This is a genomic window from Actinosynnema sp. NPDC037264 (assembly GCF_055603705.1).
The window spans coordinates 64,241-86,789 of sequence record NZ_JBVJVK010000014.1; the positions used below are offsets into that span (position 1 = coordinate 64,241).

18 protein-coding genes are annotated in these 22,549 nt (G+C 72.1%); 11 read left to right on the plus strand and 7 right to left on the minus strand.

The genetic code is table 11. The features are described from left to right. Positions 1-69: 69 nt before the first annotated feature. Together ACZ7GX_RS17965 and ACZ7GX_RS17970 are read right to left on the minus strand one after the other, a co-directional pair. Entirely contained in the window at positions 70-975 is a 906-nt protein-coding gene (locus ACZ7GX_RS17965) for an effector-associated domain 2-containing protein (protein WP_498777977.1), read from the minus strand. Between the two features lie 244 nt (positions 976-1,219). Next, complete coding sequence (locus ACZ7GX_RS17970) at positions 1,220-3,997, minus strand: WD40 repeat domain-containing protein (RefSeq protein WP_498777979.1); 2,778 nt, start codon at positions 3,995-3,997, stop codon at positions 1,220-1,222. A gap of 483 nt (positions 3,998-4,480) precedes the next feature. Here ACZ7GX_RS17970 and ACZ7GX_RS17975 point away from each other — a divergent pair, with 483 nt between their 5' ends. The 4 genes from ACZ7GX_RS17975 (at position 4,481) to ACZ7GX_RS17990 (ending at position 12,624) form a co-directional block, all read left to right on the plus strand. Continuing rightward, positions 4,481-8,740: a S8 family serine peptidase gene (locus tag ACZ7GX_RS17975; RefSeq protein ID WP_498777981.1), complete on the plus strand. Its 4,260-nt coding sequence runs from the start codon at positions 4,481-4,483 to the stop codon at positions 8,738-8,740. A gap of 578 nt (positions 8,741-9,318) precedes the next feature. Further along, entirely contained in the window at positions 9,319-10,611 is a 1,293-nt protein-coding gene (nhaA, locus tag ACZ7GX_RS17980; RefSeq protein WP_498777983.1) for a Na+/H+ antiporter NhaA, read from the plus strand. A 28-nt stretch (positions 10,612-10,639) separates the two neighbouring features. Next, entirely contained in the window at positions 10,640-12,031 is a 1,392-nt protein-coding gene (locus ACZ7GX_RS17985; RefSeq protein ID WP_498777985.1) for an FAD-dependent oxidoreductase, read from the plus strand. Beyond that, a complete protein-coding gene (locus ACZ7GX_RS17990; protein WP_498777986.1) occupies positions 12,028-12,624 on the plus strand; it encodes an acyl-CoA-like ligand-binding transcription factor in 597 nt (198 codons plus the stop codon). Before ACZ7GX_RS17985 ends, ACZ7GX_RS17990 begins: the two co-directional genes overlap by 4 nt. 120 nt (positions 12,625-12,744) lie before the next feature. On the opposite strand, the gene thpD is transcribed toward ACZ7GX_RS17990, so the two are convergent. From thpD to ectA, 4 genes are read right to left on the minus strand one after another with little or no spacing between them, the layout of a single operon-like run. Further along, a complete protein-coding gene (gene thpD, locus ACZ7GX_RS17995; RefSeq protein ID WP_498777987.1) occupies positions 12,745-13,638 on the minus strand; it encodes an ectoine hydroxylase in 894 nt (297 codons plus the stop codon). Further along, positions 13,635-14,081 (minus strand): ectoine synthase, encoded by a 447-nt coding sequence (locus tag ACZ7GX_RS18000; protein WP_498777989.1) that lies wholly within the window; start codon positions 14,079-14,081, stop codon positions 13,635-13,637. Before ACZ7GX_RS18000 ends, thpD begins: the two co-directional genes overlap by 4 nt. After that, positions 14,078-15,337, minus strand: coding sequence for a diaminobutyrate--2-oxoglutarate transaminase (gene ectB, locus ACZ7GX_RS18005; RefSeq protein ID WP_498777991.1), 1,260 nt, complete (start codon positions 15,335-15,337; stop codon positions 14,078-14,080). The genes ACZ7GX_RS18000 and ectB overlap by 4 nt, the downstream gene beginning before the upstream one ends. After that, on the minus strand, positions 15,334-15,885 hold the full coding sequence (gene ectA / locus ACZ7GX_RS18010; RefSeq protein WP_498777993.1) for a diaminobutyrate acetyltransferase: 552 nt from the start codon (positions 15,883-15,885) through the stop codon (positions 15,334-15,336). The genes ectB and ectA overlap by 4 nt, the downstream gene beginning before the upstream one ends. A 265-nt stretch (positions 15,886-16,150) precedes the next feature. Between ectA and ehuB the strand changes: the two genes are divergently transcribed. The 7 genes from ehuB (at position 16,151) to ACZ7GX_RS18045 (ending at position 21,536) form a co-directional block, all read left to right on the plus strand. Further along, a complete protein-coding gene (ehuB, locus tag ACZ7GX_RS18015; protein WP_498777995.1) occupies positions 16,151-17,047 on the plus strand; it encodes an ectoine/hydroxyectoine ABC transporter substrate-binding protein EhuB in 897 nt (298 codons plus the stop codon). 16 nt (positions 17,048-17,063) lie between these two features. Then, positions 17,064-17,762: an ectoine/hydroxyectoine ABC transporter permease subunit EhuC gene (ehuC, locus tag ACZ7GX_RS18020; RefSeq protein ID WP_498777997.1), complete on the plus strand. Its 699-nt coding sequence runs from the start codon at positions 17,064-17,066 to the stop codon at positions 17,760-17,762. Then, positions 17,759-18,418 carry an ectoine/hydroxyectoine ABC transporter permease subunit EhuD gene (ehuD, locus tag ACZ7GX_RS18025; RefSeq protein WP_498777999.1) on the plus strand — a complete coding sequence of 220 codons (660 nt, stop codon included), beginning with the start codon at positions 17,759-17,761 and terminating at the stop codon, positions 18,416-18,418. Before ehuC ends, ehuD begins: the two co-directional genes overlap by 4 nt. Positions 18,419-18,426: 8 nt before the next feature. After that, complete coding sequence (gene ehuA / locus ACZ7GX_RS18030) at positions 18,427-19,191, plus strand: ectoine/hydroxyectoine ABC transporter ATP-binding protein EhuA (protein WP_498778199.1); 765 nt, start codon at positions 18,427-18,429, stop codon at positions 19,189-19,191. Between the two features lie 59 nt (positions 19,192-19,250). Beyond that, positions 19,251-19,625 (plus strand): ATP-binding protein, encoded by a 375-nt coding sequence (locus tag ACZ7GX_RS18035; RefSeq protein ID WP_498778002.1) that lies wholly within the window; start codon positions 19,251-19,253, stop codon positions 19,623-19,625. Between the two features lie 133 nt (positions 19,626-19,758). Beyond that, positions 19,759-20,382 (plus strand): TetR/AcrR family transcriptional regulator, encoded by a 624-nt coding sequence (locus ACZ7GX_RS18040; RefSeq protein WP_498778005.1) that lies wholly within the window; start codon positions 19,759-19,761, stop codon positions 20,380-20,382. Further along, positions 20,379-21,536 carry an FAD-dependent oxidoreductase gene (locus ACZ7GX_RS18045; RefSeq protein ID WP_498778007.1) on the plus strand — a complete coding sequence of 386 codons (1,158 nt, stop codon included), beginning with the start codon at positions 20,379-20,381 and terminating at the stop codon, positions 21,534-21,536. The genes ACZ7GX_RS18040 and ACZ7GX_RS18045 overlap by 4 nt, the downstream gene beginning before the upstream one ends. 78 nt (positions 21,537-21,614) lie before the next feature. On the opposite strand, the gene ACZ7GX_RS18050 is transcribed toward ACZ7GX_RS18045, so the two are convergent. Then, positions 21,615-22,421 (minus strand): copper chaperone PCu(A)C, encoded by an 807-nt coding sequence (locus tag ACZ7GX_RS18050; RefSeq protein WP_498778010.1) that lies wholly within the window; start codon positions 22,419-22,421, stop codon positions 21,615-21,617. Positions 22,422-22,549: the final 128 nt, after the last annotated feature.

Genomic DNA, 22,549 nt, shown 5'->3' on the forward strand with positions numbered 1-22,549 from the left:
TGTCCGCACGTCCGCGCCCCCTTGTGGTCGACCGCTATGCCGCCACACGTATCGTAAGGCCCGATCCCGTTATCCTCCCACTCCTTCGGACGTCATCCATTCGCGTGCCGCCCCTTCGGCCCGGCGAAGCGGAACCGAGTCGCCCTCCAGTTTGCGGAGCGCGGCGAAAAGGTCCCGGATGCCGTGCTCGTAGTCGCGGCAAGTCCGCACCAGTTCGAATACGTGCAGCCGGGCCCGCGGGTGGTAGCGGACGGCGCCTTTCACCGGGGCGGGCAGGAGTTCGAGGACCTTCCGCCTGCTCACCTCATCCTCGACGCTTGGCACCTTGAGCAGGGCCTCCACCAGCGCGGTCAGGTGGTCGACAGGCCACGCGACCGGCTCCGGGACCGGCTCCGAGGCCGACGGGGCGAATCGGTGGGCGGCCTTCAGCCACGCGGTCGCGTCCGCCTCCTTCACCGTGAAAGGGAACTTCCGGAACCGCCCCGGTTCAGCCGGCGGGTAGTGGCGGACCACGTCGTTGTAGAACGCGTCGGTCACGGCCAGTGTGACCGGTTCCGGAGAATTTCTGCATTCTTCCCGCAATACTGCGGAGTCCAACAGGCGACTCACGAGGATGATGGCGCTGCTCACCACCCCGTACTCCGTACGGCGCACATCGCCAGCGTGCAGACACAATCGGAGCCGAATGCGCGCGGCCGCCGCGGAAACCTCGTTGTGCTCACGCAGGCGGTCGGCCAAATGGCGCACCACCCGGTCGAGCACCACGACTTTCGACGTGGCTGCGGGTATCAGGATCAACGCGCCGTCGCCACCGTCCTGCCATTCGCAGGAATCCCACCGGACCGACGCCTCCGCGAAAGCGCCGCGCACTGCCCTGTTGAGCCCATCGTGCACCGCCGCCCGGTGGGCGTCCGTCCGCGACGGGTCGCCGTAGCGGTCCACGTCCAGCACCATGATCGTGTAGTGCAGCGGCAAGCGGGAATCATGCGACGACACGGACGACCACCTCGCCGGGAGGGTTGCGGAAGCGCGGGACCTCACACGGTAACGGCGTCACCGACGCGCACGTTAGCGTCGCCACCCGGCAGGAGCAGCCCGCCCGCCAGGCGCACGGCAGGCCGGGTGCGACCGGAAGCTGTGGAGGCCTCGCTCGTGGCGCGGCCCACGACGTCATGGTGGCGCTGGTCGAGCGGACGGCTCGGGGAAACGGCGCTGAGCGTCACCGCCAGCAACGGAGGTCGGCGGGCAGGTCGTAGTCGGTCACCTGGCGCCACTCCTCCGCGGCCAGGTCGCGGGCAGCGGATCGGCAGGCCAGGTCGAGCCACGACGCCTCGTTGACCGCCCACCGCGACACGGTGTTGTGCGGCGTCGCGGTCAGCAGCTCGCCCGTGGCGCCGACGCCCACGATCCCGGTGGCCTCCCAGGGTGCGACGGCGGATGAGGCACGGCTGGTCGGCAGCCGCAGCTCACCGAGCGTCGTGCCCGCGTCGAGGTCGATCAGGACCAGGGCACCGTCGTTGCGGATGCGGCCGACGAACGGCGTGCCCGGCACCCAGCTCAACGGGCGCGCGTACGGGGTGCCGCCGGGAACCGTTCGCAGCAGACGTGCCCCGGTCGCGTCTCGGATGTCCAGCGAACCGTCCTCGTGCGACACGAGCAGCCGGTCGCCCGCGTAGTCGACGGCTTGCGCGTCGGTCTGCAGCACGGACACGATCTCCTCCTCCTGCGTGTCCGCCACGGTCACCCGCACGACGCCGTCTTCGTGCCGGCCGGCCCAGGCCGCGTACCGCCCGCCCTCGCTGATGGCGGCCGGGCCGTCGACGGACGCCGTCGCGTCGAGATCGGTTTCCACGTTCCGGACGTACATCGCGTCGCTGAGGCGGCGCACCGACACGCCGCCGTACTGGCTGACGCAGACCAGGTGCCCGTCGGGGGTCAGCCGCGCGGCCCGCTCCCGGTTGCCCTGGCCTTCCAGCAGCCTCTCGGTGCGGTTGCCGCGGATCGCGTGCAGGCCGCAGCCGACCTGTTCGATCAACGCGGGCGTGCCGTCGGGCAACCAGGCGGGGAAGACGTCGGGCTTGCTCCCCTCGTGCGTCGCCGGACCGGGTGCGGGACCGGCGACGGACGTTCCCGAAGCCGAGCTGCCGTCGAGGTCGTGCAGCAGCACGTCGCCGTACCCGCCGACCAGCAGCGCACGTCGGCCGTCCGGTGACACGGCGAGCTGGGCGGCGGTGCCGGACCGCGGGCTCTCCGGCACCTCCAGGGTGCCGTGGTCCAAGCGCAGCCTGGACTGCTGGTCGGGGTCCCAGAACGACAGCGTGCCGCCCTTGGCCGTGACGAGCCGGTCGGAGGCGCCGACGAACGCCACGTGGTCGGCACCGCCGGCGCCGCGCAGCTGCCGCTGGGCCCGATCGTCGTCGCGCGCGGCTACCTCGGACACCCACAACTGCCCACCGCCGGCGGAGGCGATCCGCTCGCCGTCCCGTCGGATGGCCAGCACGTCCGGGGTGTACGAGCCCCCCGCGCTGGAGGCGTGCTCCGCGATCTGCGCGGTGGAGGTGTCGTAGACCAGTGCCCACCCCGCCAGGAAGCCCGTGAACGCGCCGTCGTCCGATGTGGCGGAGAGGCCCCAGCTGGGAGGCGCCAGGTACTCCTCCTGGCTGATGGTGACGGCCAGGTCGGCGAGTCGGAGGCGCTGCCAGATGCCCGCACCACCGGTCACCGCGATGGTGTCCTCGGTGGGAAAGCCGAGACCGTTCCAGTGGTGCGCCGACAGCGCGACGTCACCGTGCCTGGCTGTGGTCGCCGTGTCGAAGGTGGCAAGCCGCTGGGCCTCGGCCGTCGGCGAGGTGAGCACGGCGGCCGTCGTCCCCTTCGGCGACACCGCCACCTGTCCGGGTTGCTCCTGGTGCAGCGCGACGGGCTGCGTGCCCACCCGCCAGAGGACCGTGCGCTGGTCGTCCGTGGCCACGGCCACCTCGCCGTCCTCGCTCACCGCGACGTCCGTGACCGGCCGGTCGCCCAGGTCCGTCTCGGCGCTGTCGCCCGTGGCGGGGTCCCAGCGCACCAACCGGCCGTCCGCGGTGCCGGCGAGCGCGGCGCCGCTCGGCGAGGCGACGAGCGCTGTGACGGGCGAGGTCAGTTCGTGCTGGCCGACGAGCTCCGGGTGGTCGTTCACGGTCTGGAACAAGGCCGCGACGGTCTGCTGGTCGCGGTGGAGGCGATAGCCCTCGACGGCCAGCAACCGGGCGCGTGACGCGCTCGTGGACGAGGCCGCCACCGCCGCGGCGGCGAGCAGCCGCGCGGTCGACACCCGTGCCTGCTCGTTCGCGCGCTGCCCTTGCACGTAGGCGACCACACTGGTCGCGGAGGCGAGCACGAGCAGCACGACCAGCACGGTGATGATGACGCGGGTCCGCCGCCGGTCGCGCCGCAACCACCGCACGTGCGTCCCGACCAGCTCGTCCTTCTCCACGCCGCGCAGCGGGGCCGAGAACTCCGCGATGACGTCCTGCACCTGCGGGTCACCGCGGTCGAGCTCGGGCAGCGCTCGCAGGCCACGCAGGTCGATCCACCGCGGTTCGGCGGGCAGCACGCCGCGCAGGGCCGGGTGGGCCGCGTCGCTCGCCGAGTGGAAGTCGCCGGTCTCAGCGTCCCAGCCGAGGTTCCCGGCGGTGAGGCCGATGAGGATGCGCGCGGGCGAGCGGTGCGCCAACCACCATTCGATCTCCTTGCCCACCCACACCGACTCCGCCGCGTCCGGTGAGGCCAGCAGCAACAACCACTCCGACGAGGACAGCGCGCGTTCGATGCCCTGCCACAGGTCCGGGTCGGCGGCGAGGTTCGCGTCGTCGCGGAACACGCGCAGCGGCCGGTCCCGCCGACTGCGCCGCGCGAACACCTCGAGCTGCTCCTGGAACTCCAGGGCGAAGGCGCCGTCGCTGCGGTGGCTGTAGGAGATGAACGCGTCGAAGCGCGCCGGCTGGAGCTCGTCCACGTCTCGTTGTTACCGGACCGCCTCGTGCCAGGTGGTTGTTATCGTCCGCTGATCAACCTGATGGAGGAACGAGCGGCCCAACGGTGTGGTCGGCCGTCGACCCGCCAGACCGCGCTGAGCTGACCCGACCGATCGGCGAGTTCCTTCCCTCACGGCGCTGCCCGCAGGTGTCGCCGTGAGGCCGTGGTGCCGATCGCGGTCGCGATCCGTGCGCCAGGAGCCGCTCACCCCCGTCGAAGGGCTGACCGGGGCACTTCGACTACCCGAACTGCGGAGAGGACGCGCGATCGCGGGCGTCCACTCCCGCCCTATCGTCACCAGGACGAAAGAAGCGGGTCAAGCGCTCTTCACGCACTCGGCAGAACGGGCGGGTCGGCCGCGTGCGGCATTCGGCTCCACCGGTGGAGCCAACCGATCCCTTGACGGACGGAAAATTTCAACCAGGGTCATAGGGGCAAAAACATCTTACCAAGGAGACGCCGGATGCCCCACTCGCCCCTGCCGAAGCTCAGACGTTCCGCGAGACCCTGGCTGGCCATCGTGACCGCCCTCGGTCTGTTCGCCGCCCTGTCCCCGACCTCCCCACCGCCGGACGCCACCCCCGCGACCGTCGCACCCGAACTCGTCGCGGAGGTCCGGGCGGCCACCCCTGGCGAGCCCGTGCAGGCGTTGCTGATGCTCCCGAACGCCGACCTGTCCGGCGACCGCGACGAGCTCCTCGCCACCCTCCGCGACCACGCGGCCGACACCCAGGCGGAGGTCGCCGCTGCCATCGGCGAGACCGCGACCGTGGTGAACCGGTTCTGGCTCACGAACATGATGCTGGTCGAGTTCCCCGCGGACACCGGCACCCTCGACTCGCTCGCCGCCGTGCCCGGCGTGACGCAGCTCGTCCCGAACTTCGAGGTGCTCGCGCCCGAACCCGTCACGAGCAGCGCGGACGTCACCCCGGCCGCCGAGCTCACCTGGGGCCTGCAGAAGATCGGCGCGGCGCGGGTGTGGGACGAGCTCGGCGTCAAGGGCAGTGGCGTGCGCATCGCCACGCTGGACACCGGTGTGGACATCACCCACCCGGACCTCGCCGGGAAGATGGTGACCGACAACCCCTCCGACGCCAAGCACCCCGGCGGCTGGATGGAGTTCGACGCGTCGGGCAACCGGGTCGCCTCGGCGCCGCGCGACTCCGCCTACCACGGCACCCACGTGGCGGGCACCATCCACGGCGGCGCCACCTCCGGCACCGCGATCGGCGTCGCACCCGCCGCCGAGATGATGCACGGCTTGGTGATCCCCGGCGGCAGCGGTTCGTTCGCGCAGGTCGCCGCCGGCATGCAGTGGGCCATCGCGCCGGTCGACTCCGCGGGCAACCCCGCCGGGCGACCCGCGGACATCGTCAGCATGTCGTTGGGCGGCAACGGCTTCCAGGCCGCGATGGTCCAGCCGACGCGCGCCATCCGCGCGCTCGGCTCGTTCCCGGCCTTCGCCATCGGCAACAACTGCGGCACGATCGGCACGGCCAGCCCCGGCAACGTGTTCGAAGCCGTGGGCGTCGGCGCCACCGACAGCTCCGACAGCGTCGCGTCGTTCTCCTGCGGCGCCGTGGTGCGCAAGGACCAGTGGACCAACCCGCCCGCCGAGTGGCCGGGCAGCTGGGTCAAGCCGGACATCTCCGCGCCGGGCGTCGACGTGTACTCGGCCTCGCCGGGCGGCGGCTACCGGACCCTGTCCGGCACCTCGATGGCCACCCCGCACACCGCGGGCACCGTCGCGCTGATGCTGTCGGCCGCCGGCGACCTACCCGTGTCCGAAGTGGTGGACGTGTTGGCGGACACCGGGTTCTGGGACGACCGGTACGCCGGCGCGCCACCCGACACCCGGTTCGGCAGGGGCCGCATCGACGCCTACGAGGCAACGCGGTTCGTCGCGCTGGACTCGGGCCTGCGGGGCACGGTCACCAACGCCGCCTCCGGCTCGCCGGTCGCCGGCGCCACGGTCAGGATCGAGCCGGGCGGCCGCACCCTCGCCACCCTCGCGAACGGCACCTTCACCAGCAGGCTCGAACCGGGTGACTACACCGTCACCGTCGAGGCGTTCGGGTTCGGCAAGACCACGGTCCAGGCGACGGTCGCCCCGGACTCCTTCGCCGCGGTCGACGTCGTGCTCACCCCGGCGCCCTTCGGCCGGGTGACCGGTGTCGCCAAGCTCGAGGCCTCCGGGGCCGGGATACCCGGCGTCACGGTCGAGGTGACCGGCGTGCCCGCCGACCTGTCCGCGGTGACCGGCGCCGACGGCCGGTACACGATCGACGGGGTGCCCGCGGGCACCTACCGGGTCGCCGCCTCGTACCCGGCGTTCCGGGCGCCGGGCGAGGTCGAGGTGACCGTCGTCGCCGGCGAGGCGAGCACCGCCGACTTCGCCTTCGGCGTGCCGCCGCGCACGGTGGCGATCGTGGACAGCTCGCAGACGCGGGCGAACCAGTACCGCGACGTCGTGTTCGCGCCACGCGGGGTGGAGACCGCCTACTACAACTGGGACCAGCTGGACAAGGCGGCGCAGCACGCGACCGTCGTGCTCGGCTACGGGACCCTGACGGCGGACTACGACGCGGCGGCCTTCCAGGCGTTCCTGGACGCGACGGACGCCAACGGCACCGGCGTGATCTTCACCGACCACGCCTACACCACGGGCAACGGCATCCGCCAGCTGTCGAAGCACACCGGGCAGCCGGTGTCCACCGGCTCCGACACGGGTGGCGGCACGTCCGCCGAGTCGTACTACGAGGTGACCGCGGCGCACCCGATCTTCGACGGGTTCGCCGTGGGCGACCGCATCCCGCTCGACGACAGCACCCAGGCCAAGTGGGTGGCGTGGTTCGACGGGTACTCCGGCGGGGGCAGGCAGACCATCGCGAACCTCGGCCGGACGGTGGAGGGCGTGATGGGCGGCGGCATCGGCGTCGACCAGCGGGCCACCAACCGGCACGTGCTGCTGTCGCTGCACGGCGTGTCGGCGACCCGCGGACCCGTCGACTGGTCGCCCGAGGCGACCGACGTGTTCCTCAACGCGATCGACTGGGCCTCGCCCGCGCCGGACCCGAAGCAGCCCTACTACGCCCTGCACGACCTGAAGGTGTCGCCGGGCCTGGTGAAGGCCAGTGAGAACGTCACGGTGACGGTCCAGGTCAAGAACGTCGGTTCGGCGGCGGGCACCTACAGCGCGGCGCTCAAGGTCGGCGGCGTGGTCGAGGCGACCACACCGGTGCAGCTGGCGGCCGGCCAGTCCAAGACCGTCACGTGGACGGTCGACCCCGACCGGCTGGGCACGTTCACGGTGCAGGTCGGTCACCTGACCGGCTCGTTCCGGGTGCGCGCGCCGCGCGTCGACCTCGCGGTGTCCACTGTGGACGCGCCCGGCGCGGCCGCGGTCGGCCCCCTGGCCGGCGCGGTCGTCGAGCTGATCGCCGGCGGCCAGGTCCGCGGGCTCGGCAAGACCGACGGCGCGGGCAAGCTGTCGTTCGAGATCCCGGACCCGGTGGGCCGGTACACGCTCGTCGTGCGCAAGCCGACGCCCGAGGGCGGCGGCGACGCCTACCTGCTGCACCGCGAGATCACCGTGATCGACGACGACGTGATCTCGTTCGCGCCGCGGGTGCTCGCGGGTGGCACGCGGACGTCCGCCATAGGTGAGAACTTCGCCGTGCGGACGGACATCGCGCTCGACGCCGCCGACGCGCGGCACACCGGTTCGGTGTTCCTGCGCCCGTCGGGCACCGCGCCTCACGGGTACCGCTACGAACCGGGCACCCTGGTGGCGACGCTGGACCGGTACGAGGCCGTCACCGTGCACTCGGTGCGGCACCTCGAGCAGGACTGGTTCCTGCCGAGCACGAAGGTCACCGGGCTCGACTGGACCGCCCCGTACGACGTCACGTTCGCCTTCGGCGGCGCGGCGAAGGTCTCGCTCGGCGACGTCGTGGTCGGCGCCGACGGCAAGGCCACCGCGGACTGGTCGGTGACCGACGCGCACGGTGTGCCGTTCGCGACGGTGATGGCCTCCGCCGTGCGGCCGTTCCTGAGCCTGCCGGAGCGCGCGGCGCTCGAAGACGTCGAGGGCCTGGTCCGGGCGGCGGCGCCGAACGAGCTGAAGCCGGTGCTGCGCCTGTTCGCCCCGGACGGCACGCCCCTGCGGGCCGGTTCGATCAACTGGAACGCGCGGCCCTACGCGTTCACGCTCGAACCGGGCACCCCTGACGGGGCGTACCGGTTGGCGCTGGACGTGGACACCGGCGGCTACTCCGGTGACCTCACCGCCGAGTCGCGGCTGCGCGTCGGGCCGGAACCGGTGGCCGTGGTGTCGGTGACGGACACGCGCGGGACGTTCGTGCCGGGTGCGCACACGCAGTACGACGTGCGCGCGGTCAACAGCGGCACCGCCGGCTCCGGGCCCATGTCCTGGACGGTGCGCGTCGCGGCTGACCGGAGCCTGGCACCGAGCGACGTCGTGCTGCGGCTCAAGGTCGGGACGACGTGGCAACGCGTGGCGCTGGCCCGTGACGGCGGCGCCCTGACCGGTGTCGTCACGTCCGACGCGGCGGTGGACGCCGGCTCGGAGCGCACGTGGCGGATGTCGTTGTTGGTGCGCGCGCCCGGCACGTACCACGTGGCCGACACGTTCACCGGCGCCGGCATCTCCGTCACCAACGCCGACGACCTGGTCGTGGCCGAGCCGGCGGGCGTCAGGTAAGGAGACCGTCCGGTCCCGCGGCGTTGCGGCCGCGGGACCGGACGTCACGCCCGGCTCGTCGAACAGCGTCCGAAGCGACGTGCGGTGACCGGAATCCGCGACCCTGCTCGTGCCCGGCACCACGGCATGCCAGGGCCGTGGGCCGCCGAGACCGGCCCTGGCGGACCTAGCCGCGTTCGCGGCCGGTCGACCCTGGCCAAGCTGGACCGGGTTACTGCGGAGACCTTCGAGCACTTCGGCGACCTGCTGTCGACTGCGGGAGGAACGCGGGAGGCGAGGGCTGTGACGCTCGACGCCTCCCGCCGGTCACGGCCGGCTTCGCGCTGATCCCCGAAGGCAGTGGCACGCCGTCCCCGACGCCGCGCCGGTCCTGGTGGTGCGCCCACCCACCGACTCCATGACCGAGGACCGCGCCGTCCCGGATGATCGGCGATGCCGGTCGTTCACGGCGATGTGATCATCGCGTTCCCGCGAAGGTGGTGGTCACCGGGTACGGTCGGGGTGTTGTCCGTTCGCGGGCATGGTGTGCCGGGAAGTCTGGTCGGCGACGTGTTCCACCGACCTCTCAGGAGCCGCCCGTGCCGCGCGCCACGACCAAGCTGTTCGACCGGGGCACCTGGCCCGAGGCCAAGCGGATCGCCGACATCCTCCGACTCGAGACCGTCGGCGGGGTGATCATGCTGGTCGCCGCGCTGCTGGGGCTGGTGTGGGCGAACTCGCCCTGGGCTCCCGCGTACGAGGCGTTGCGCGGCTTCGAGTTCGGCATCGCCTCGCTGCACCTCGAGCTGAGCGTCGGGCACTGGGCGTCGGACGGGCTGCTGGCGATCTTCTTCTTCGTCGCGGGCCTGGAGCTCAAGCGCGAGTTCGTGGCCGGTGACCTGCGCGATCCGCGCCGGGCGGCGGTGCCGGTGGCCGCCGCGTTCGGCGGTGTGGCGGTGCCGGCCGTGTTCTACACGCTGGTGAACCTGGGCAACCCGGACGCCGCGTCCGGCTGGGCGATCCCGACGGCCACCGACATCGCCTTCGCGCTGGCCGTGCTCGCCGTGATCGGCCGGAGCCTGCCGGCGGCGCTGCGGACGTTCCTGCTCACCCTCGCCGTGGTGGACGACCTGATCGCGATCGTGATCATCGCCGTGTTCTACACCGACGACCTGGCCGTGGCGCCGCTGCTGGCGACCGCCGCGCCGCTGGCGCTGTTCACCGTGCTGGTGCAACGGCGGGTGCGCTCGTGGTGGGTGCTGATCCCGCTCGCGGCGCTGACCTGGGGTTTCATGCACGCCTCCGGTGTGCACGCGACCGTGGCGGGCGTGCTGCTGGGCTTCGCCGTCCCGGTGATCCGCCGCAGCGCGGGCGAGGGCCCCGGCCTGGCCGAGCACTTCGAGCACCGCTGGCGACCCCTCTCGACGGGGTTCGCGGTGCCGGTGTTCGCCTTCTTCGCCTCCGGGGTGTCCCTGGGCGGGCTCGACGGCCTGGTGTCGTCGCTGTCGGACACGGTCACCATCGGCGTGGTGGTCGGTCTGCTTCTGGGCAAGCTGGTGGGCATCACGGCCGCCACGTGGTTGGTCTCCCGGTTCACCAGGGCCGAGCTGGACGGCGACCTGGCGTGGGTGGACGTGGTGGGCCTGGCGGTGCTGGGCGGTATCGGGTTCACCGTGTCGCTGCTGGTGGGCGAGCTGGCGTTCGGCGAGGGCAGCAGGCCCTACGACGACGCCAAGATCGGCATCCTGCTCGGGTCCCTGCTTTCCGCGCTGGTCGCCACGGTGATCCTGCGGGTGCGCAACCGCGTCTACCGGCGCATCCACGAGGAGGAGACCCGGGACGAGGACCGCGACGGCATCCCGGACGTCCACCAACAAAATGTTATTGACTAACTCTTGTTAGTGGCTAACACTATGACGCGTGGTCATAGTGGTCGGCGCGGGTCCCACCGGTCTGGCAGCGGCGTGCGCGCTGCGCCTGCGAGGCGTGCGGGTGCGGGTGGTGGACGCGGCGCCAGGGCCGGCGACCACCTCCCGCGCACTGGGGTTGCAGCCGCGCGGCAGCGAGGTGCTGGAGCGGATCGGCGCGTTGGGCGACCTGCCGGCACGGTCGGTCGGCATCCGCCGGGTGGTGGTACACGTCGGGGGTCGGCGGTCGGGCGAGCTGCGGGTCGGCCGGCCCACGGCGCTGGTCCGGCGCCCCGGCCTGCTCGTGTCCCAGGCGGAGGTGGAGGCCGGGTTGCGGGCGCGGCTGGCGGACCTGGGCGTCGACGTGGAGTGGGGCGCCGCGGTCACCGGCCTCGCCCAGGACGAGCGCGGAGCGGTGCTGTCCACGGCGCGGGGCCCGGCGTCGGCGGACTGGGTGGTCGGTTGCGACGGCGCGCACAGCGCGGTCCGCAAGGCGGCCGGCATCGGCTTCCCCGGTGTCCCGCTCGTCGAGGGCTTCGTGCTGGGCGACGTGCGGGCGGAGTTGCCGCTGCCCCGGGACGCGGTGGGGGTGTGGGTGCGTGGTGGCGAGATGTTCTCCGCGTTCCCCCTGCCCGGCGGCGTGTGGCGGTTCATGGCGCCGGCACCGGGCACGTCGGTCGAGGACGTCCCGGAGTTCCTGACCCGTGCCGCGCTGCGGCACGCCGGGGTGCGCGTCGAGGCCGGGAGCGGGTGGGTGTGGGCGTCGGTGTTCCGCATCCACCGGCGCCTGGCCGAGACCTACCGGCGCGGTCGGGTGCTGCTGGCCGGCGACGCCGCGCACATCCACAGCCCGTTCGGCGGTCAGGGCATGAACACGGGCCTGGGTGACGCCGAGAACCTGGCGTGGCGGCTGGCGCTGGTGGTCGCGGGCCGCGCGGGCGACCGGCTGCTGGACGGCTACCAGACCGAGCGCCGCCCCGTGGCCGAGGAGGTGCTCGGCGCCACCAGCGGCCTCACCGGGCTCGTGCTGGGCGAGTCCCCGGTGGCCCGGCTGGTGCGCGACCGCGTGCTGTTCCCCCTGATGTCCCTCCCGCCGGTGGAGAAGGCGATCTGGGAACGGGCGTCGCAGCTGAGGACGAGCTACGCCCGGTCGCCGTTCGGCCGGCGCCCCCAGGTCGGTGACCGGGTGCCGGAGTTCGCGGTGGGCAGCGGGTTCGGCTGGACCCTCGCCTCACCGCGCGACGACGGCTTCGCCGCGGTCGCCCGCGACGCGCTCGGCGAAGTCCGGCACGTGCGCCGCGACGGCGAGGCGCTCCTGGTGCGACCGGACGGCCACCTGGCTTGGCGCGGCGAGTCGGAGCCCGACGCGTTGCGCCGGGCCTTGGCGGTCATGCTTGACCGGTGACCACAGGAGAGGGCGGGCCCGCGGGCGGGCTGCGCGCGCAACGCAAGGCACGCACCCGTCGCGCGATCCAGGAGCACGCGCTGCGGCTGTTCCTGGCCCAGGGCTACGAGCAGACGACGGTCGAGGAGATCGCCGCTGCCGCGGGCGTGTCGCACATGACGTTCTTCCGCTACTTCCCCACCAAGGAAGCCGTGGTCGAGGACGACGACTACGACCCGTTCATCGCCGAACTGGTCCGCGGCCGGCCCGCCGGAGAGGGTCCTCTGGAAGCGCTGCGCGCGGCCCTGCGCGCCGGGCTGGACGCGGTGCTCGACACCGACCGGGACGCCGTCTACGCCCGGACCAGGCTGATCGTCACCACCCCCGCCCTGCGCGCCGGGCAGTGGCGCAACACCGCCGCCACCGCCGACCTGCTCGCCGGAGCGCTCGCCGACCGCGAGGGGCAGGTGGTCGACCTGCGGCTGCGCGTGATCGCGGCGGCGGCCACGGCGGCCCTGACGACCGCCCTGACCGCGTGGGTGGAGGGCGAGGGCGCCGACGACCTCCGCTCACTGGTCGACGAGGCGTTCGCCGCCTTGGCCTCGGGACGTTAGGCGAGCGTCTCCTCGGGAGAAGTGTGGTCGACTCGCGGCGGTTACCGCCCTCCGCGAGTCGCCACACCATGATGCCCCAGAGCCGACCGTTCGGAGCTGACGAACACCTGACGTTCGGGGTCAGCCCAGCGGGGTGAAGTTGCGCGAGGCGACGAAGTCCGGCCGCGGCCGGCTCGCGGCGAAGGGATCGACCAGGGCGTTCTCGACGCTGTTGAACACCAGGAAGATGTTCGAGCGCGGGAACGGGGTGATGTTGCTGCCCGAGCCGTGCATGCTGTTGGAGTCGAACAGCAACGCCGACCCGGCCGGGCCGGTGAACTGCTCGATGCCGTGCGCGTCGGCCAGCGCGGTGAGGTTCGCCCGGCTCGGCACGCCGATCTCCTGCTCCTTCAACGACGACCGGTAGTGGTCGTCGGGTGTCGCGCCGGCGCACGGCACGAAGGTGCGGTGCGCGCCGGGCATCAGCATCAGCCCGCCGTTGAACGGGTAGTTGTCGGTCAGCGCGATCGACGCGCTCACCGCGCGCATCAGCGGCATGCCGTCCTCGGCGTGCCAGGTCTCGAAGTCGGAGTGCCAGTAGAAGCCCTTGCCGGTGAAGCCGGGCATGAAGTTGACCCGGCTCTGGTGCACGTAGACGTCCGAGCCGAGGATCTGGCGGGCCCGGTCGAGCAGCCGGGGGTCGGCGGCGAGCCGGGCGACCAGTTCGCTGATCCGGTGCACCTCGAAGATGGAGCGGACGTCGTCGGACTGCTTCTCCACCACGGTGCGCTCGTCGGCGCGCACGACGGGGTCGGTGCGCAGCCGGCCCACGGTGTCGCGGAACACGGCGACCTCGTCGGGGCTCAGCAGTCCTTCGACGGTGAGGAAGCCCTTGGCGTCGTAGCCTGCCACGGTCTCGGCGTCGAGCGGCCCGGAGGCGTCCCCGCCCCAGACGACGGGCTCGGTCCGGGCGATCGGCTCCGCCTCGACCGCCGTGCGGGTCGGGTACCGGTCTGCGGTGGTGGTCGCGGTCACGCGTAGGTCTCCTCATCGGACGGCGGGTTCGCCGGGTCGTCGCCGTTCCCCGGTTCGGCAAGGCGGATCAGGGGGTACACGCCGCGTTCGTCGTGCACTTCCCGCCCGGTGACCGGCGGGTTGAACACGCAGATCGCGCGGATGTCGGTGGCCGGGCGCACTTGGTGGCGCTCGTGCCCGTCGAGCAGGTAGAGCGTGCCGGGCCGCAGCACGTGGACTTCGCCGGTCTCCTTGTCGAGCAGTTCACCGGTGCCTTCCACGCACAGCACCGCCTCGACGTGGTTGGCGTACCAGAAGTCGTTGACGGTGCCCGCTTTCAGCACCGTCTCGTGCAGCGAGAACCCGACCCGGTCACCGGCCAGGATGATGCGCTTGCTGCGCCAGTTGGGCGTGACGACGTCGCGGTCGGTGCCGTCGAGGTCGTGCAGGGAGCGCACGATCACGAGAGCCCTCCCGCGGTGACGCACTCCCGCACGGAGTCGGCGAGCACGGCCAGCCCTCGTTCGAACTCGTCGTCGGCGATGGTGAGCGGCGGCATCAGCTTGACCACCTCGTCGTCCGGGCCCGAGGTCTCCACCAGCAGGCCGCGCCGGAACGCCGCGGCCGCCACCCGACCGGCCAGCCCGGTCTCCTCGAACGCCAGGCCGCGCGCGAGCCCCCGCCCCTTCGCGGAGCTGCCGGGCACCGCGGCGACGATGTCCCGCAGCACCCGTTCGGCCTGCTCTCCCCTGGCCTTGGTGCTCTTCTCCAGCGTGTCGTCGGCCCAGTACTCGCGCAGCGCCGCGGTGGCGGTGACGAACGCCGGGTTGTTGCCCCGGAACGTGCCGTTGTGCTCGCCGGGCTCCCACACGTCCAGGTCCGGGCGCACCAGGGTGAGCGCCATCGGCAGCCCGAACCCGCCGATCGACTTGGACAGGCAGACGATGTCGGGCACGATCCCGGCGCCCTCGAAGCTGAAGAACGGGCCGGTCCGGCCGCAGCCCATCTGCACGTCGTCCACGATCAACAGGATCCCGTGCGTGCGGCACAGCTCCGCGAGACCGGCGAGCCAGTCGAATCGCGCCGCGTTGATGCCGCCCTCGCCCTGCACGGTCTCCACGATCACCGCGGCGGGCGCGTTGAGCCCGCTGCCCGCGTCGCTCAACAACCGCTCGAAGTACAGGAAGTCGGGGAACTGCCCCTCGAAGTAGTTGTCGTAGGGCATGGGCGTCGCGTGCACCAGCGGGATGCCCGCACCCCCGCGCTTCATCGAATCACCGCTGACCGACAGCGCGCCGAGCGTCATCCCGTGGAAGGCGTTGGTGAAGCTGATCACCGACTCGCGGCCGGTGACCTTGCGGGCCAGCTTGAGGGCCGACTCCACCGCGTTGGTGCCCGTGGGACCGGGGAACTGGATCTTGTACGCCAGCCCGCGCGGCTGGAGCACCACCTCGTCGAACGCCTCCAGGAAGTCGCGTTTGGCGGCCGTGTGCATGTCCAACGAGTGGGTGATCCGGTCCTCGGCCAGGTAGTCGAGCAGCGCCTTCTTGAGGACCGGGTTGTTGTGCCCGTAGTTGAGCGCGCCCGCGCCCGCGAAGAAGTCCAGGTAACCGCTGCCGTCCTCGTCGTAGAGGTGCGCGCCGAGCGCGCGGTCGAACACCACCGGCCACTTGCGGCAGTAACTGCGGACCTCGGATTCGAGGCTGGCGAAGATGCTCACGTCTCTCCTGGTGTTCGAGTGCGGGACGACCCCGGCCACGGCCCGAGGCGGTGCAGTTCTTCGGCTTCGTGCGGCTCGGGGAACAGGTCCGCGGTGAACAGCGGCTCACGGGTGTGCCCGACGCCGTGGTCGCGCGCCAACCCGGCGAACAGCCGGATGGATGCCGCGTTGGTCGCCGTGACCGTCGTCTCGACGAACCGCGGGCCACGACCGACCAGGTCCTCCAGCATCGTCCGCGCGACGCCGCGCCCCCGGTGCCGTTCGGCCACGCCGACCTGCCAGACGAACAGCGTCCCCGGCGCGTCCGGGCGGGCGTAGCCGGTGACGAAGCCGACGACCTCGCCACTCACCCGCGCCACCACCGACGTGGCCGCGAAGTCCCTGGTCCACAGCAGGTAGGCGTACGAGGAGTTGACGTCCAGCACCCCGGTGTCGGCGGCCAGCCGCCACAGCGCACCCGCGTCGTCAAGCGTGGGTCTCCCCGTCGAGACCGGTGGCACGGCGTCGGACTCGAGCACGCCGCGTTCTCTCCTCGGTTCGGCGAACATGCTGCCGGAACGTAACAGCCGCCCCGGCGGCGCGGGCGCCGCTCGTGACACCTGTCAGGAGACCGCAAGGTTCGTAGTCCACTTTGGACTCGTCGCATGAGGAGAGACTTTCTCTCTGCGCGACAAAGGTTTTCTCCAGTTATTCCACAAAAGTCACCCGCTCGGTGTTGACGCTTTGCCGGTGACTTCTCTAGGGTCGCCGAGTCCGCCCGCCGCGTCGCGGAGCGGTGGACCGTCCTGTCGTCGAAGTTGGGAATCCCACTTCGTGTTCTCATCACACTTGTCCCGCCGCCTGTTCCTGGTGGCCGGTATCGGGGCCGGGCTCGCCGCGACCGGTTGCAGCACCGTCGACCTGTCCGCCCAGCGCGACGGCGGGAACCTGCTGGAGCGCCTGCGCGCCACGGGCGAGGTGCGCGTGGGCTTCGCCAACGAGGCCCCGTACGGCTACGTCGACCGCCGCGGTGAGCTCACCGGGGAGGCGCCCGAGGTCGCCAAGGCCGTCTTCCGCAGGCTCGGCGTGCACAACTTCGTGCCAGCCCTGTCGGACTTCGGCGCGCTCATCCCCGGCCTGCGCGCCGGGCTGTTCGACGTCATCGCCGCGGGCATGTTCATCACCCCGCCCCGGTGCGAGCAGATCCTGTTCTCCGACCCGGACTACAACGCGCCCGAGGCCGTCCTGGTGCGGCGCGGCGACGTCGGGCGGTTCACCGCGCTCGAGGACTTCGTCCGGGACGGCACGGCGAAGCTCGGGGTGCTGCTCGGGAGCTTCGAGGTCGACATCGCGGCCGGGTACGGCGTGCCCGCCGACCGGACGGTGACCTTCGCCACCCAGGCCGGCGGGATCGACGGCCTGCTGGCCGGTCGCGCGGACGGCTTCCTGCTCACCGCGATCTCGCTGCGCGACGCGATGGCCCGCCGGCCGGACGCGGAGGTCGAGCTGACCGAGCCGTTCGTGCCGGTGCTCGACGGCGTCGAGCAGTACGGCGCGGGAGGGTTCGGCTTCCGCCCGGACCAGCGGCGGCTGCGCGACTCGTTCAACGCCGAGCTGCACGGGCTCAAGCGCAGCGGCGAGCTGCTGGAGATCGTCCGGCCGTTCGGGTTCACCGAGTCCGAGATGACCGACCTCACCGCGGACCGGCTGTGCCGGCCCGACCGGGCCTGAGGGGAAGGGTCACCCCATGTCCACGGGTTTGTGGCTGCGCCTGCTCGACGGGCTGCTCGTCACCCTGGAGCTGACGCTGTTCGCGGCGGTGCTCGGTCTGGTGTTCGCGTTCGCCGCCGGGCTCGGCCGGCTGTCGGCCAACCGCCTGGTGCGCGGTGCGGCCCTGGCCTACACCGAGGGCTTCCGCGGGCTGCCGGCGCTGGTCGTGCTGTTCTGGCTCGTGTTCGCCCTGCCCGGCCTCGGCCTGCAGCTGGAGCCGCTGTTCGCCGGGGTGCTGGCGTTGTCGCTCAACATCGGCGCGTACGGGGCGGAGGTCGTGCGCGGCGCGGTCCTCTCCGTGCCCGCCGCGCAGCTCGAAGCCGCCACGGCGCTCAACTTCACGCCGTGGCAGCGGATGCGGCTGGTGGTCCTGCCGCAGGCGCTGGTGGCGATGGTGCCGCCGTTGGGCAACCTGCTGGTCGAGCTGCTCAAGGCCACCGCGCTGGTGTCGCTGGTCTACCTCCAAGACCTGACGTTCCAGGGGCAGATCGTGCGTGCCGCCACCGGTGACACCGCGGCCACGTTCGGTGGCCTGCTCGTCGGCTACGGCGTCATCGCGCTGGTGCTCACCCGGCTGGTGAAGCTGGTCGAACGACGTGCGGCCGACTCGTTGGGCCGAACCACCGCTCACCGCGGGCCGCACGTCGGCCCCCCGGCCGCCGAGGGGGCGCGATGACGTTCGACTGGCAGGCCGCGTGGGACGCGGTGCCGCCCTTGCTGCGCGGCCTGGCGACCGCGCTCCAGGCCGCCGCGTTCGGCTACGTGATCGCGCTGGTGCTCGGGCTCGCGTTCGCCTTGCTGCGCCGCAGCACCTTGCGCTGGGTCCGGCTCCCGGTCGGGTTCTTCGTGGAGTTCGTCCGCTCCACGCCGTTGCTGGTGCAGTTGTTCTTCCTGTTCTTCGTGCTGCCCACGATCGGCGTCGAGCTGTCCGCGATGGCGACCGGCGCGATCGGCCTCGGCCTGCACTACGCCGCCTACACCTCGGAGGTCTACCGCGCGGGGATCGACGGTGTGCCCGTCGGCCAGTGGGAGGCGGCGAAGGCGCTGAGCCTGTCACGTGGTCGCACCTGGACCAGGGTCGTGCTGCCGCAGGCCGTGCCCAGGGTGGTGCCCGCGCTCGGCAACTACGCCATCGCGTTGTTCAAGGACACACCGCAGCTCACCGTCATCACCATCGCCGAGGTGCTCAGCGTGGTGAAGGCGGTCGGCTCCCAGAACTTCCAGTACCTCGAGCTGATCACCGTCGCCGGGCTGCTGTACCTCGTCACCGCGCTGCTCATCGCGTGGCCGGTGCGGGTCCTGGAACGCCGGTACCGAAGGGAACTCGCATGACCGCGGAGCTGATCACGTTCGACCGGGTCGGCAAGCGCTTCGCCGACGCCGTCGTGCTCGACGACCTGTCCTTCGGCGTCCGCGCGGGCGAGAGGGTCACGCTGATCGGGCCGAGCGGGTCGGGGAAGACGACGATCCTGCGGATGCTGATGACCCTCACCCGCCCCGACAGCGGCACGATCACCCTCGCCGGTGAGCCGCTGTTCCACGAGCGGCGCGGCGACACCCTCGTCCCCGCGGGCGAACGGCACCTGCGGGCGATGCGCCGGCACACCACGATGGTGTTCCAGCAGTACAACCTGTTCCCCAACATGCGGGTGCTGCGCAACGTGACCGAGGCTCCGGTGCACGTCCTCGGGCTTCCCGCGGAGGAAGCGGAGGAACGCGCCCGCGAGTTGCTGGACGTGGTCGGGCTGGCGGGCAAGCTCGACGCCTACCCGTCGCAGCTGTCGGGCGGCCAGCAGCAACGGGTCGCGATCGCCCGCGCCCTGGCCATGCGGCCGGACGTGCTGCTGCTGGACGAGGTGACCTCCGCGCTCGACCCCGAACTGGCCGCCGAGGTCCTCGACGTGCTGCGTGACGTCGCGCGGACGTTCGACGTGACCATGCTGTGCGTGACCCACGCCATGAAGTTCGCCCGCGACGTGTCCGACCGCGTGCTGATGTTCAACGAGGGCCGGATCATCGAGTCCGCGTCACCGGACGAGCTGTTCGACGCGCCGAAGCAGGAGCGCACCCGGCAGTTCCTGCGCTCGGTGATCGACGAGTCCTGACCGGCGGATCGCAAGGTTCTCGTCAGGTCCACGTCGGGGCGTAGTGGGAGGATCGTCGGGTGGAGGTCGGTGACGGCGCGGTCGTCCTGGTGGTCCGGGACGACGACTCGATGTCGCCGGTGGAAGTGGCGCGGTGGCTCCAGGAGCGCTTGGACGGCTGGCCCCCGGAAGACGTCGTGCTCGTGGGCGTGGTCGCGGGCGAGCTGTTCGACAACGCGGTGAACCACGGCTCGGCGCCCTACGTCCTGGAGCTCGACCTCGACGAGTTCGGCGAGACGATGCTGGTCACCGTGCACGACCGCGCCCGCGACCGGGCCTCGCGGTGGCGGCGGTCGGCGGGGCTGCTGCTGGTCGACGCGCTGTCGAGCCGGTGGGGAGTGCTCTCCCGGGACGGGACCACCACCGTGTGGGCGAAGTTGGACTTCGAGGACTGACCTCACGTGCGGCAGCACCTCCGCCGCCGCGAGCCCGGACGCCCACGCGGGCAGCTGCACTTGAAACCAAATTTCCAATCTGTTTTTATAGTCGCAGCGGTCGGCAGGCGATCGCCACCGTGGAAGGGGTCCGATGCCGCCCGCGCTCTCGTCCGAGGAGAAGGCCCGGATCACGGCGCTGTTGCTGGACACCGGACACCGGCTGTTCACGACGGTCGGCCTGCGCAAGACCACGTTGGACGAGCTGATGGCGCCCACCGGGGTGGCGAAGAGCAGCTTCTACCTGTTCTTCGACTCCAAGGAGGCCCTGTACCTGGAGCTGATGCTCCGGCAGACCGCCGAGGTGAAGCGGCGGGTCGTGGACGAGGCGTTGCTCGCGGGCTCCGACACGCGCGACGGCCTGCGCCGGTTCCTGCACGCCACCCTGCACGAGCTGGCCGTCAACCCGCTGTGGAGCAGGCTGACCAGCCACCCGGAGGAGATGCGGGCGGTCGCCGGCAAGCTCGACCCGGCGCGGGTCACCGCGTTGGCGGACAACCCGGTGACCGCCGTGTCGGAGTTCGTCGCCGACCGCCGACGCGCCGGCGACCTGGTGGACGTCGACCCGGCCGTGATCATCGGCGTGCTGCAGACCGTCCTGCTGGTGCCGATGTTCGCCGACCGGCTGGGCGACCCCGCCCTCCGTCCCGAGATCATCGACCTGCTGGTCGACATCGTCGCCGCGGGTCTCACCACCCAGGGGGAATCGACGACATGACCAGACGAGCCGTGATCGTGGGCGCCGGCATCGCGGGCCTGAGCGCCGCGTTGCGACTGCGCCAAGCGGGCTGGGAGCCCGTGGTGGTCGAGCGCACGCCGGGCCGCCGCTCCAGCGGCTACGCGGTGACGTTCGGCGGGCTGGGCTACGACGCCGCCGAGCGCATGGGCATCCTGCCCGAACTCGACGAGCACCACATCACCCCCGACGAGATGCACTACGTGCGACCGGACGGCTCGACGAGGTTCACCGTGCCGGGTGAGACCGTGCGGGCGCTGCTCAGCAGGCGTGCGTTCAACATCCTGCGCGGCGACATCGAGGACGTCCTCTACCGCGCGGTGCGCGACGACGCCGACCTCCGCTTCGCCACCATCGTCACCGCGATCGAGCAGCACCCGGGCGGTGTCGGGGTGACCCTCAGCGACGGCTCGACCGAGACCGCCGACCTGCTCGTCGGGGCCGACGGCCTGCACTCCCACACCCGGTCCCTGGTGTTCGGACCCGAACGCGACCACCTGCTCGACCTCGGCCACGTGGTCGGCGTGTTCATGATGGACCGGCGACCCGACTTCCTCACCGAGGGCGCCACCGCCAGCCTCACCTCGCGCGGCCGCACCGTCGCCGTCATCAGCCTCGGCGACGACCGGGCCGCCGCGTTCTTCGGCTTCCGCACCGACGACGTCGCCCGCGACCTCGCCGCCGGACCGCACACCACGCTGCCGGAGGTCTTCGGCGACCTGGGCTGGCTCGTGCCCGACCTGCTCACCCGCCTGCGCACCGCCGACTCCGTCTACTACGACACCCTCAGCCAGGTCGTGCTCGACCGGTGGAGCGACGGCCGGGTCGTGCTGCTCGGCGACGCCGCCTGGTGCGTCACCCTCTTCGCCGGCTACGGCTCCTCACTGGCCGTCGGCGGCGCCGACCTCCTCGGCACCGCCCTGGAACAACAACCCGACATCACCACCGCCCTGGCACGCTGGGAGGCCGAACTGCGCCCGGAGGTGCGCCGCAAGCAGAAGCTCGGCCGCCGCGTCAAAGGGCTCTACGCACCCGCCGACCCGTTCCGGCTGTGGCTGCGCGACCTACCGCTGCGCACCGCCGCGCTGCCACCCGTGAGCCGCCTGCTCAAGCGCCGACTCCAACTGGCCGGCTGACCACCGGGCCGTGGACCCTGGAGGTGGTGGTCCGGTGGAGCCGGGGAACGAGGTCGCCCGGCGGGTCTCCCCCTGGGTTCACCGGGTCGGCGGCGCGGGGCGGGCGTCCCGCACGGCGAACGGGGTGCCCTGCTGGCAGGTGGTCGCCTGGCCGGGCTGCGCCACGCCCTCCACGACGACATCGGCACCCGCTCGCACCACCTCCGGGTCGGCGCCGAGCAGGAGGAACTGCCCGGTCTCCGTCGCCAGGACCAGGCAACCGGCCTCCACCCCCGCCTCCACCCGACCGCGCAGCGTCACCTCGGCGCGGGCAGGGGTGGAGGTCTCCGTCGCGGTGGCGGGAGCCGAGGTCGGTGAGCTCTCGCAGACGGGCGGCGGCATCAGGTCACCGTCACCGGTCGCCTCGACCATCGCGTCCAGCGTCGTCTCGCCGGCGCGCTCGAACACGAACGTCAGCGGCACGGTCGTGCCGGCGAGCACTTCCCTCGTGAAGTCGACGAGCCGCAGGTGGTAGGCGGAGGCGGCGCCGGCCGTCGCGCCCTCGGCGGGCACCTCGATGCGGTCCACCGGCTCACTCGTCCCGTCGCAGTCCCGGTCGGCGTGCAGTTCGACCCGCGCCGCGGCATCGCTCCGCACCGCCACCAGGGCGTCCGTGTGGTCCGCACGGCTGAGCAGCGTCAACCAGACCGTCGCGTCGTCACCGGGCCGCCAGCGGTGCTCCGGCGGAGGTTCGACCACAACGTTGCGCAACTCGACGTCGCCCACCTGCCCGTTGGACCCGATCGTGCCGCTCTCCAACTGGCGCTGGGGCTCACCGCAGGACACCACCGCCACCGCGGCCGCGGCGACGACGGTTCGCAGAACAAGGGCTCGCAGACGGTCCATACTCGACGGCTACCCACCGGCGACGCGCCGCAACACCTGTGCCCCACCGTCAGGTAATCGCAAGGTGAACCTGACGACAACCTTGCGATCCAGCCGGCTGCGGGGTGACTTGCTGACGATCTCCTTGC

Coding starts and splice junctions, on each gene's coding strand:
- ACZ7GX_RS17975 (WP_498777981.1), top strand. CDS start 4,481: ATGCCCCACTCGCCCCTGCCGAAGCTCAGACGTTCCGCGAGACCCTGG.
- ectA (WP_498777993.1), bottom strand. CDS start 15,885: ATGTTCGCCGAACCGAGGAGAGAACGCGGCGTGCTCGAGTCCGACGCC.
- ehuC (WP_498777997.1), top strand. CDS start 17,064: ATGTCCACGGGTTTGTGGCTGCGCCTGCTCGACGGGCTGCTCGTCACC.
- ehuD (WP_498777999.1), top strand. CDS start 17,759: ATGACGTTCGACTGGCAGGCCGCGTGGGACGCGGTGCCGCCCTTGCTG.
- ACZ7GX_RS18040 (WP_498778005.1), top strand. CDS start 19,759: ATGCCGCCCGCGCTCTCGTCCGAGGAGAAGGCCCGGATCACGGCGCTG.
- ACZ7GX_RS18045 (WP_498778007.1), top strand. CDS start 20,379: ATGACCAGACGAGCCGTGATCGTGGGCGCCGGCATCGCGGGCCTGAGC.
- ACZ7GX_RS18050 (WP_498778010.1), bottom strand. CDS start 22,421: ATGGACCGTCTGCGAGCCCTTGTTCTGCGAACCGTCGTCGCCGCGGCC.